At 31.7% G+C, this 12,568-nt stretch carries 7 protein-coding genes; 2 read left to right on the top strand and 5 right to left on the bottom strand.

Annotation, left to right across the window (positions count from 1 at the left end; translation table 11 throughout):
- Positions 1-725: 725 nt before the first annotated feature.
- Positions 726-2,021 carry a DNA cytosine methyltransferase gene (locus RCJ95_RS05005; protein ID WP_446721978.1) on the bottom strand — a complete coding sequence of 432 codons (1,296 nt, stop codon included), beginning with the start codon at positions 2,019-2,021 and terminating at the stop codon, positions 726-728.
- An 845-nt stretch (positions 2,022-2,866) separates the two neighbouring features.
- Here RCJ95_RS05005 and RCJ95_RS05000 point away from each other — a divergent pair.
- Positions 2,867-3,742, top strand: a complete 876-nt coding sequence (locus RCJ95_RS05000; RefSeq protein WP_446721977.1) for an NgoPII family restriction endonuclease — start codon at positions 2,867-2,869, stop codon at positions 3,740-3,742.
- Between the two features lie 67 nt (positions 3,743-3,809).
- On the top strand, positions 3,810-4,571 hold the full coding sequence (locus RCJ95_RS04995; protein ID WP_446721976.1) for a DUF3427 domain-containing protein: 762 nt from the start codon (positions 3,810-3,812) through the stop codon (positions 4,569-4,571).
- 70 nt (positions 4,572-4,641) lie between these two features.
- Here RCJ95_RS04995 and drmB read toward each other — a convergent pair whose 3' ends face one another.
- The 4 genes from drmB to RCJ95_RS04975 are packed head-to-tail and all read right to left on the bottom strand — an operon-like array spanning position 4,642 to position 12,551.
- Positions 4,642-6,507 carry a DrmB family protein gene (gene drmB, locus RCJ95_RS04990; protein WP_446721975.1) on the bottom strand — a complete coding sequence of 622 codons (1,866 nt, stop codon included), beginning with the start codon at positions 6,505-6,507 and terminating at the stop codon, positions 4,642-4,644.
- Complete coding sequence (locus tag RCJ95_RS04985) at positions 6,508-10,089, bottom strand: helicase-related protein (RefSeq protein ID WP_446721974.1); 3,582 nt, start codon at positions 10,087-10,089, stop codon at positions 6,508-6,510.
- Positions 10,079-11,611, bottom strand: a complete 1,533-nt coding sequence (locus RCJ95_RS04980) for a DISARM anti-phage system protein DrmE domain-containing protein (protein WP_446721973.1) — start codon at positions 11,609-11,611, stop codon at positions 10,079-10,081. The genes RCJ95_RS04985 and RCJ95_RS04980 overlap by 11 nt, the downstream gene beginning before the upstream one ends.
- Positions 11,595-12,551 carry a hypothetical protein gene (locus RCJ95_RS04975; RefSeq protein ID WP_446721972.1) on the bottom strand — a complete coding sequence of 319 codons (957 nt, stop codon included), beginning with the start codon at positions 12,549-12,551 and terminating at the stop codon, positions 11,595-11,597. The genes RCJ95_RS04980 and RCJ95_RS04975 overlap by 17 nt, the downstream gene beginning before the upstream one ends.
- Between the last annotated feature and the right edge of the window lie 17 nt (positions 12,552-12,568).

Raw genomic sequence — 12,568 nt, 5'->3', positions numbered from 1 at the left:
CAGACTTTTCATCTTTACTTATTACTTCATTTATAAAATTCTGATCAATACACACAGTATTAAAATATTCCTCATATAAATCGTGTTCCTTGATTAATCTCATTAACTTGCTACCATCATGAAGTTTAATAGTTATACCTTTGTCATTCTGCTTTTGCTTCCATGATTTTCATCAGCTATGTTCTTCATGAGAAAGATCCATTGGAATGTACAAGATCCAATTATCCATTTCATTCTTCGTCACTGCTGTTTTAAAAGACTCTCTAATTTGATTCTTTCTACCATCATCTAACCGCTTTAAAAAATATTTGCATTGAATAATAGTATATTTCTCGTTTTCCTCATCAAATATCAATTCCTCCATCCCCTTGAGTAACTGCTACTTTATGGACATCTGCATAGGGATATTTACTAGCCTTCTTTAAGATTTTCCCATAACCACTCAAAATCTCTCTCCACAACCCTACACCTCTTACTTCCAGAAATAATAAAAAAATAATCTCTTATGATAAAATATCCTAAGAGATTATTTCTTATCAAACTTTATTATAAGCCAACACGTGTTTATTACTAATTGTTGGTGCAATTAATTTAAAAGAAAATTAGTTATTCGTTAAATAGACAGTTCGACAAATAGTATTAATAGAAGTTCTTTATTATACTAAATCTTAATTCAACTATTCCGCACCGTCAAGAATAACAACAATCTTTACGAAACTTGCCTTTTAAAATAAATTCAATTGCTGTGTATTCTCCTTTAATCTAGTTTGAATACGATCAATTGCCCAATTAGCAATCGGTGTAGCAACAGCTTTTGCTAAAAATACAGGAACCGCATTTCCTATTTGCTTATATTGCTTATCTAAACGATTGTTTTCTTGTACTTTAATATTTCCACTATCATCAAAATAGTACCAATCTGGGAATGTTTGAATACGTGCAATTTCTTTAACTGATAGTCTACGATGATTTTCTTCACCATCAGGGAAACACCATTCATCTTTACCTACTTTTTCCATAGGGACACCACCTGGATGAAGAGGAGCTTGTCTTCCGGAAGCCTGAATTGTGAAACTTTGCTCGTCCCAACGTTTTTTTCGATTTCTCGACATATATATACTTGAATACGAACCTGTGAAATAAGGACCTGGATTTGCCTCTAAATCACCTATAGCATCTCTTAGAGTAACATATGGTAATAACCCTTCTCCATGGGTAGGCTCTGGGTATTCATAATCAAAATCTAGGTCTTCACGAACACCAACGATAAAGACACGCTCCCTTAATTGTGGAACGCCGTAATCTCTTGAATTTAATAATTTATATTGAACTTGGTAACCTGCTGAAGCAAAGTCTTCCGTAATTTGCTTAATAACTTCACCTTTTCCTAACGTGAGCATCCCCTTTACATTCTCAGCTACAAAAATATCTGGTTTTGCTTGTGTTATACAGCGAATAAAATGAATATATAAGAAATTTCTTTCATCATCAATTAGTCTCGGTCCGGCCTCACTAAACCCAGGACAAGGGAACCCACCAACTACTAAATCAGCACGTGGAAAATTTCTCACTTTACGAATATCCATTTCATGTTGAAAAATACTGTCAGGAAAATTCTCTTTGTATGAGGCATTGGCTTCTTTAAATAAATCATTTGTATAAATTGTATTAAAAATACTTTTCTCTCTTACTTTATTGAATAATTCTTTATTTGAAAAAGCATTTAATGCTTCTTCTTCTCCTATAACTGCTGCTAATCCAGATAGTTCAAAACCAAGATCTAATCCTCCGCATCCTGAAAATAAACTAATAACATTTATTTTATCTTCTCTATAATGGATATTTTTTAAATAGTCATTATCAACATCTGATTCTAATATTTTCGTATTTTCTTCCAATATTTTTTGAGCTAAAACTCGGTGCACATCATCTAATTTATAATTAGGAGCAGGCTTAAATTTCCCTCGTCCTTTTTTATCCACTTTAATTTTGTTGTTAATATCCAACTCTGTTTCAATCATAAAAATACCTCCTGGCATGTTCTTAATTATATCAGAGGAGCAGTCTAAAGGCCAGCTTTTTTACTTTTTCTAAACACTTGTAGCAATTAAAGTGTTTGTTTTAAAATGCCTTTAAATTTAATATCTAAATAATTTCTTATGAATATATCCTTAGACTTAATACTACCAAAATCTGTACTTTCTTCATTATATATATTTCTAACAAACAATAATTTACCTGCCAATACAGATACTAAATCATCTTCAGATTTCACTTCAAATATCAGATTACCAAATTTTTCAAACCACGATCATCCACTAGAATTGCAATGCTCCTTTACAACAACGAATTAAAATGCTTAGCTAGATAAGTTGTTTTTCTGTTAATACTTTTGACATAATAACTTAACCCAACTATGTAAAGATGATATGATGCATAGAAATTTTGATATATGACCGTAATTTGTGTTTTTGTAGAATGTATATAAAATCAAGTCTATTATAACTTTAAATCACTTAACTGTAGCTTCATTCACTACTATTCCTATCAATTAGACTTTCTTCCACGCTATTTCTTACTTTGCCTCAACAAAAAATTTAAAAGTTTTCTATTTTTAAATGGCAACTATTCTCGATGGAATACAACAAACACATGTGCATTTTAGTCTAACATAATAAATCTTCAACAAGCAAAAGTAAAAAAAACCAAACTTTCGACCTTATTTTATTATATGTAAGTACTACCTTTTACACAGACTTTTAATTGACTAATATTCCCACATATTATACATTTAAGAGGTTATTCAGTCTCATTTTAATACAAACAATATGGCGACTTTAAAATTAAAATTTTAAGGAGAATTTAAATGACAATACCTTCATCCAATGTTTTAATCGCACTAAGAAACATTTTGATTAATCAAAGTAATACTTTACCCACAGTAATTGATCACTCTAGTAGTAATAGAATTAATAGTGTCGGTGATTTGTTGGAATTTTATGTTAAAGATGCTTTTTGTGACGGAAGCTCTTCCCTTGAAAAAACAAATGAAAAACTATCTAAATATCAACAAGTTTTTAGTTATTTAGGGAACTCTAATAATCCACCCGACTTCATAATAAGACACGGTGCCGCTGTTGAAGTCAAAAAAATTGAAAAGGTAGCCGCAAACTCAATTGCACTGAATAGTTCATTTCCAAAAAATTATCTATATTCTAATGACAGTAAAATTAAGCAATCCTGTCGTCATTGTGAGGATGAATATGGCGGTTGGGAAAAAAAAGATATGATTTATGCTATTGGGAATGTAACAGATGAAAACTTACACAGTCTTTGGTTAGTATATGGGGATTGTTATTGTGCTGATAAAGAAAGTTACGAACGTATTACTGAAACAATGAAAAGGGGTGTTAATGAAATTCCAGGTGTTCAATTTTCTGAAACTAAAGAGTTAGGAAGAATTAATCGCGTAGATCCCTTGGGTATTACATATCTAAGAATTAGAGGAATGTGGGGAATTGAACATCCAGCAAATGTATTCTCCGATTATTTAAACAATGATTCAAATAATACAAAAATTTATGTATTAATGCGAAAAAGTACTTACATTGCATTAGATACAAAACCAGATTTAACACAATTTATAAACCAAGGTATCTTAACCATAAATGAAATTCAGATTCCAAATCCAGATAACCCTGCGCAAAATATAGATGCTATTCTATATAGCGCCTCATTCTAAAAACTTTTATCAGATTTCAGATTAAAATTTATTTACTTAACCTTTATAATTAAGGAGATGAATAATTTTGAAACATCCATTTGTTGTAGGGGATTTTTATAGCAGAAAAGATATTTATAAAATTGTAAATGTTCCTATTCATAGACAAAAAGGTGCTTGGAATACTGGTTATACCATTTATGATGATAGTGCCTTTATTTTTGCAAACTTAGGTGTACCAGGTAAAACTGGACATGACTATGCAAATTTATTAGTTGGGAATATTCTTCATTGGTATAGTAAAACAACAGATACAATTCATGTTCCACGTCTAAAAAGAATAATGAGTGGTGAAATAGAGGTTTATATTTTCACAAGAACAGATAGCAAAAATGTTAATTTCATATTTCAAGGTTTAGGTACCTTGGTCGATTATGATGATATTAAGCCTGCATATGTTGCTTGGGAATTACATAAAGACATAACACCAATTCCTTTTTCAAATATTAACGCTAAAGTAAAGGAACGTATAAAATTTTTAGAAGGTACCAAAACAACTAGTATTACAACACGGTATGAAAGAAACCCAAAAGCACGTAAAGAATGCCTTGATCATTACGGATATGATTGTCAAGTATGTGATTTTAATTTTTTAAATTTCTACGGTAATATCGGAAAAGATTACATTCATGTTCATCATTTAGTTGAAATAAGTACAATTGGCGACACTTACGAGATAGATCCTATTAAAGATCTTAGACCTGTATGCCCCAACTGCCATGCGATGTTACATAAAAGAAAACCAGCATTTTCAATTAATGAATTAAAAGCAATACTTACCCGTATGTAAACAAAAGATATTTCACCCTAAAAAGTAGAACTGCACACAAAAAAAGTTTTTGTGTGCAGTTACTATTTCATTATTTAAAATAACCGAAATTAGGGTCAATTAATAAACTTCTATCTAAATACAGATTCCAAAATTCACAAGATGTCTCTGGAATATGTGAACAGTTATAGCATGATGCACCATTTAATCCATTAACCCCTTGTCCCTGTGTCTTACCTAATTCTGTACATACAGGATCGGAGCTACACCATTCCGCATTATTTTTCGCCTTATCTAAAATATGAAAGAACTTTTCTTCCAATCCTAATCTTACAAGTCCACCTAAAGTGCCTTCTGAATCTCCTGCTGAAATGTAAATTAATACGCCCACCTGAGCTTCATCTAAATACAATCGTTCTCTAATTGCCGCACGATTATATCCACATATATTTGCTAATTCATCAATTAAAAAATGTGATAGTGTGTGTATCATGATATTACGTGGCTTTAAGATTGAATCGTCTCGATGTTCTACATGCCTAATTCTTTCTAGATAGCTGTTAAAGTAATTTTGAACTTCTGAAGAGGATTCCCATTCTAGCACTTTTTCTAGATTAAGTTGAAGGAAAATACCTTCTCCATATACTTCATTTACAGGCAACCATTTTTCATGTGCGCTTTCGAAATCCTTATACAAAGAAGGATAATAGCTACTATATTCGGTGGTATTTTTATAATCTTTTCTATCAAACCCATACAAAGCAGTTGTTTCTTTCAACTTTAACACCCTTGATAAACGCTGTAAATATGGTTTGTAGTAATTACCATTAACATCTTCATCCTGGTCAAACTCCCATTCGGGTTCAACTTTTAATTCCCTAGAATTAACCGCTGACGTGAGTTTTTCAAATTCTTTTTCTTTAATTAACAAACCTGGTTTTTCAAGCTCTTCCTCAGTATACTCATATTCATCACCTGATTGAATATACATTAAAGCATCTTCAATTTCCTGATCTGTTACGTCCTCTTTAAGGTCAAACCTTAGATTTTCACGAATAAATTTAACCTTTTTGTCAAGGTTATCTAATAAACTTAGATTTGTACGGACCAAGTGTTTAGCGGGTGATTGTATTTTAGAAACAATCAAATCAACATTTTCACTATAATCTCCCGGAATTGCTAACGCACTAATTTTCTTGGACATATAAACACTTATTGAATTTCTTAGAATTGCAACTGGAGCTGCTGAACATTCTTCTTTTTTATCATCACACCATGGACGTTCACCTTCACATGTGTAGTTTCCTGCCTTATTCTTATTAAGTTGATTACCTAAATAACTAGTGTTATTCTCTTTATCAAATGAAGTGACCCTTTGAAGATCCCTACTATCTTTACATTTTTCGCAAACAATTCTCCAAGAATCTAATGTAGTACCCCCTCCCATTTGAATAACTAAATTACCTTCACATTTAGTCTCTTCATTGCCATGAACCCATTTACGCCATGGAAAATCCGACAAATGCCCATGTTCACAAATTACTACGAAAGGAACTTGCTTATAATATCTTTTTTGATTACATTTAGGACAATCTATATAGACAGATGTTTGGTCTAACTCTAATTCTCGTAAAGATCGACAAGAACTACAGTAATGCCATTTAGGAAAACGCATTAATGGCATTACAAGATTACTATTCGGAACAACTTCCATTGCATTTGTTGAAGCCTTTCTAAATTCAGGTGGCGTATAAAATTTATCTACCTTTAAAATTGCTTTTAAACGAGGTTCATGTATCGTAAATTCTTCGATGTTATTCGATTTTTTACCATAACTATCTCTAAACCATAAATCTAATGCACCTACGACGGCCGTTTCACCTTCTGGGCTAATTACTAAGGAGCCTGGACCTTCAGTTCCTACTAATTTTGACCGTCTCATCGGTAAATATCGCATTTAGTCATCATCCTCCCAGACAAATTCATCTTCTTCTTTCTCGATTGATACGATAGATGCACGACTCTCAGCATCAACACTTCTCAGTGAGTTTATGACAGGGATACTTCCCTGATATTTTTCTCCATCATTTAAATTTCCAACTTGATACATTAACCCTCGTTCCGTTTCAGAAACTCTCCAAGTTTCATAACGACCCTTTAATACGGCATCCATAAACGTCTTAAATAATTCCTTCCAAATATCAACCTGCTCTTTATCAATTAGCTCTACTCGCTTTTTAAATCTCTTACGAAATGCTATGAAACGTTCATCTTTCATTACACGTTTCAATTCTCGATTTGTAGGATATAATGCCATTTGCATATCCATTCGTTGACGTAAGAAGCCAATTAATACAGCTGTTAATCCACGTTCTAAAGAAGCTGTTGAAAATGGTGTTAAACTTGTCGTTTCTACTTGTGCATAAAGCCTTTGGTGATATTCATTAAAATGTTCAAAATGCGATTTATCACGGGAGTTTTGATTAGAATAAACAGTTACAATTAATCCTGGTCTTTCATGAGGGCGCCTACCTACGCGACCACTTACTTGAATATATTGAGCAGTCATTTTAGGTTGCCCTACGATTCCCATTAATGATAAACGATCAATATCTACTCCTACTTCAATAATATTAGAAGCTAAACATGATGTAAGTGACTTTGTACGCCCTTTATTATCTTTTTGCGTATAAGGAACATTTAAATCATCGATCGTTTTTGAAATTTCGTTACTTTGTTTTCGAGAGGTTAATTCTAATGGAGCATATAAAAATCTTTTTTTATCTTTAGCTATTCCCTCTCTTTTATTTAAAGCATCAATGTAAGTTGGAATGTCACTGTTAAATAAGTTCAAACCTGCACCTAAATCTCTCAAGCTATTATAGAAAGAAAGCAATGTCCAGAACGGATCTCGTTCTTCTTCTGGTAAACTTTCTACCTTTTGTAAAATCGCTGAATAAGTCATAACCTGGGCCATTAAAATACGAACACGCGATGTGAAAACACCAATATATTTTCTACCAGGCATAGGCTTACCATTTTTATCTATAGCCACTTTTGAGAAAAATGAGTCGTCAATATCAATACCGGGACTTGGGAAAAGTCGTGCATTTTCTCGTCCGAATAAACATTTAGATTGTTCTTCAAACTCCTTAATAGTTGCTGTTGCTGAAATAATTTTTGGTTTTATAGGTACTTCTCCACGATCATCGATACATAATTCTTCAATTAACACTTCATATAAACCTGCAAGCGTTCCAAGAGGTCCTGAAATTAAATGTAATTCATCTTGAATAATAATTTGTGGAGGAGAAATAGATCGTTCTCCTAAATCATTTATTCCAAATAAGCCTCTTGCTTCCGGTTTCCATGTTAGCTGAACAAATTTATCGATGGTCCCAATTAAGAAAGTCGGCTTTTTTTCATAAATGGTTTCATCTACAAAATAAACAGGTATTTCACCATGAAAATCGCATCTTTCATCTGGACAACGGACTATTAATTGGTCGTTTACTATTTTAAATCCAAGAGGAACAGTCTCATTATATTTTGAGCCTTTACCTTTAACTGCTACTTTACCAATCTCACAACCACACCAAGGGCATCTTGTGATAACTAAATTATCTGGTCCTTGAGGTTTTTTCATTTGTTTAACTTGTGACAAAGCAATCTTGTTTGTATTAGGCGAAGTTTTAGACCCTACCCAAATACCAATAGAATAAGGTGTTGTACCAAGATTCCTCTCACAATCACGGCGAATATATTCCATAGCGCAAATTAATCTTGAGGCACGTTGAAATTGATCAGCAGTTAATAAACGTAACGTATAACGCATCATTATATCTACACCTGCATCATTTGGATCTAATAAACGGCGATAAAACATTTGAAAGGCAGCAACACCTAAATACGCCTCCGTTTTACCTCCACCTGTTGGGAACCAAATCAAATCAACAGTTTGACGATCAATTGAATCTTTTTCGACTAATGATTGAATAGATAATAAGAAAAAGGCAATTTGAAAAGCACGCCAACTATTATCACAATCAGATAAATTCTGCATAGCTTTCATTACATCGTTATATGATTGATCAATAATCAACTCCATAGCCTTACTAGTATCACTTTTATCATAATAGGCTTTACGTGGCTTTTTCCCGTTAAGTTGTTGAAGTAAAATCGCTTTGTTTGCTAACTTAAACGCTTGAAATACTTTCGAATCCTTTAGTAATTCTAATCCCTTCTCCATTCGACGAAGACTATCCTTACAAAATTCTAAATTTGTTTCAGCAGCTTCTTTTAACTCTTTTTTTAAGTTCAATTTTCTTGTTTCTAATTCAATCCATTTCTTATATCCAAATACTAAAGGTTGTAAAATACCTTGTAATTCTTGATAGTTTTGTACATCCATTAATTCTCGCATTTCAATTTTTAATGCTACTTCTTCACCATCAACATCTATTGTAATATCTGGTGTCATACTTTCTGTTTCATAAACTGGAATAAATGTAGAATATAGCTCACTAATTTTTTCAGCATTTTGATCCCATTTAACTGAACAGCCGTGTCCAAATGCATAATTAAATTTATTTTTAAATAACAATTCATTATTCCATTCATCTTTTGTTAGACCTAAATTACGTTCTGAAATCTTGGGATAATTTAAAAAACCGCCGAGATCCGCCGAGATTTTTAACCTGGATTGAAATACCGTATATTCGTCCTTGTTATATCTAAGAGGCGGTTCTGTAATATTTAATACGGTTACCGTAAAAAGAATATATTCATCTTTGATTCGACATTGAATATGTAATTTCAATTTAATTTTTTCAATTTTAACCTTTGCTGCATCAAATACATCTAACTCGTATTCTTTTAAACTAATTTTCTTGCTCGAATCAAACTCTGAAATTAGAACAGTTACATCACCAAAAATAGAAGTTCGAAGCCACCAGTCCTCTTTAAAATCATAGTGTGTTTCCTTTCCAGTTTTTTCATCCTTAGCGTGTATGTCTGTATAAATTCGATGCTTATCATAGATACCACCGGTAAAATTGATTTTGAATTTTTCAACATCTTTTGCCAGACAAAACGTAACGCCCATACTAGAAGGCATGGAATCTTTTTGCTGAACTTTAGGTGCGATATCCTCTAATCCTGTATCTTCAATTATGTCATCTTGATTGTCTAATTTATCAATATCATCATAAAATCCAGCCTGTTTTTCATCAACTTTCTTATCACCTACCATTTCATCACTTTCAACTTCTATTTCTTCCGACTGAAGTTGAATTGGATAAAGCATGCCTGCAGCATATCTTCGGGATGGACTATCTCTTTGAATCACTTCTTCTTTCAATGTAGCTGAAAACCAATAATAATTTGTATTTAAGTCATCAAAATTATCAAATTTTGTATTACCTGTAGTATTTAATAACTTTGTTGTATTATTGAGATCACTTGGGCCTACTATTTCTTTTTCTATTGCATTTATTAATATTTCTCGATTCTTTATAGCCCGTTCTAACTTAATTTCCATATACTACACCTCTTCTCTTAATAATCTTTAAAGCCTCATTTTCCGGAATATAATAGGTCTGTTTTGAGATTTTTTTTACTTCCTCAATGTTAAAGGTTGCACCTTCAAATTCCTTCGATTCAAATGTATAAAAACCGTTTTCATCTATTAAACTTTCTAGATTTTTATCCAGTTCATTCATTAAAACATGTGAAATTTGGTGTCCTGCAGAAATATGAGCACTAACAATTTTATCTGTTGAGTTAATTATTTCCTGTATCTCTTTCAAATCAAAATTTAAAGCCTCTAATAGCTCATTTAAACAGCTAGGTTTAATCGAGTAACTACCTATCCAGTTTTTAATATTATTTTCCTTAGCTACTTCAATTCCATATCTTTTTTTTAGAATCCTGGAAACTGTTTCAATTCCTTTACGTCTTACATTAAATCGCAATTTTTTCTTCCATTTCTCTACATTTTCTCGACATTCGCCTGCATTAGCCCCCATAATTTTATCTGCTACTTCTCGAACTAAATCCGAAGCGTTTTGAGTCCGAAACACTAATAAATCACCTATAGATAAATCTCGAACTTTTTCTTGCGTTATCTTTAAAGATTCTCGGTCAATGACATTCACTTTTTGTCTAATTGGAAGAAAAATGTAGTTATTGTGTGAAATGGTCGCTAATTTCACTTCCACTTTCTCTGTTAAAGCATCATTAGCAGCATTCTCGAACTGACTAATTATAGCTTCTTCTGATTTTTTTTCGTTTTTTATTAAAAAGGCATCTATATAATCAATGCCTTCGAAGCCTTGCTCTAAGTTTACATTCTTATATATTGTATTAATCGAATCATTCTGACTCATTAAGTTGGAAAATGATTTTCTTTTTATTAAACGATTTTCGAAGCATGAATAACCTAGAAATATTGTGTTTTTGCCATAAAAAATTTCCGAGAACTTCCGATCAAAATAACTAGAAGTCCCAAGAAAAATTACATGATCAGCATAAATCCCAGCTTCAACAAAATCTTTATCTCTGATCACCTTTATTTTCCATTCGTTGATTTCAATATATTCATCTACTATCTTTTGCTTGGTTAAAAGATATGTATTATCACCAGTAATATCATTACTAATTTGTATTTTCTTTAAAATATCTATATATGCATTATGATCCTGTTTTCTTAAATACTTTATTATTTCTATAATTGGTTCTATGTTTTTTTTAAATAAATCCGCATAAATAGTTTTTTTAGTAAATGAAAAATATTTTACAATTGACTCATTATTTGCTTTAAAATAGGTACTATAGTTTCTAATTGAACCTACTACCTTCCTACATACCCTTATAAATAACTCTGTTTCCTCTATCAATATTTCGTCATACTCATAATAAGTTCTTACAGCGATTTTTAAATTTTTCAAGGCATGCATTAATTGTCCTATCCAATCTTCCTCAACCTTTATAAATTTTACGGTCGTTGCTGAAGAAAACAGTTCATTTGCTAAGCTTATATTAGATCTACGATAACCAGGCAAAAATTTCTACCCCTTTCGGAATTTCAATATGTTTTCCATCCATATATTCTAATATTTTTTTATTGACTGAATGACTTTGGCTCATGAGAAAATCTTGCTCAATTTTAAACTGAAGATCTTCAAATTTTTCATTTAAATCATGCTGATCTATAATAAACACACATTTATGTTCATCAAAATCATCCATTTTTCTAAGTGCACGGCTACTTCCAACAAAAACAGCTATAGCTTCTTTCGGAATTGTTACTAAACGCTTTTGTTCAATAAATGCAAGATTTTTAAAGGTACTTTCTGAACCATCAAATAGTAATTCACTTAATTGAAATGAATCTCCATCGAGATTCAATTGAATAACATCTAAAAAATCCTTCCACTCTTTTTTATTTGCATATACATATGTTTGCGGTGTATTTTGCATCATTAATAATTGAAGTTTTTCCTCTGAATAAAATTTTTTCAACTTTTCATTATCAATAAGGTTATATACATTTCTTACAAGTCTAGTATTTCGCACTGTAGTAATCTCGTCATCATGGATTCTTACATAATTAAACCATCTTGTTTCCGGTATATAATTAATAGAGTCTAATCGATCCTTTACTAATATAGCTCTTGTATCTGAGTTAGGCAGGTGACTTACTTCTATAACAGAATGGGCTACCCAATCATCCCCTGTTTTATAAAGAATTCTTTGACCTTTTTTTAAGTTTAGGTATTGATCTAATAGTGCTTCTGTAGATGGATTTTTAAAATCATAGTCTACTGCACCAAATACAAAAAAATAAGAAAAGAGTAAATTAGACGGGACAGAAATATAGATTTTTATCGGTTGAGATATTTGTTTAAGATAACTTCCTAATTCAATACTAAAGCACATCCAATCTTCCAAAGCTTTCAGACTTCCATCAACATTTTTATATTTAAGGTTTTGCAACTGCAAATTAATTCACTTCCAAA

It is taken from the genome of Lysinibacillus sp. BSL11, from assembly GCF_052928325.1.
This window is presented reverse-complemented; position numbering and strand designations above follow the sequence as displayed.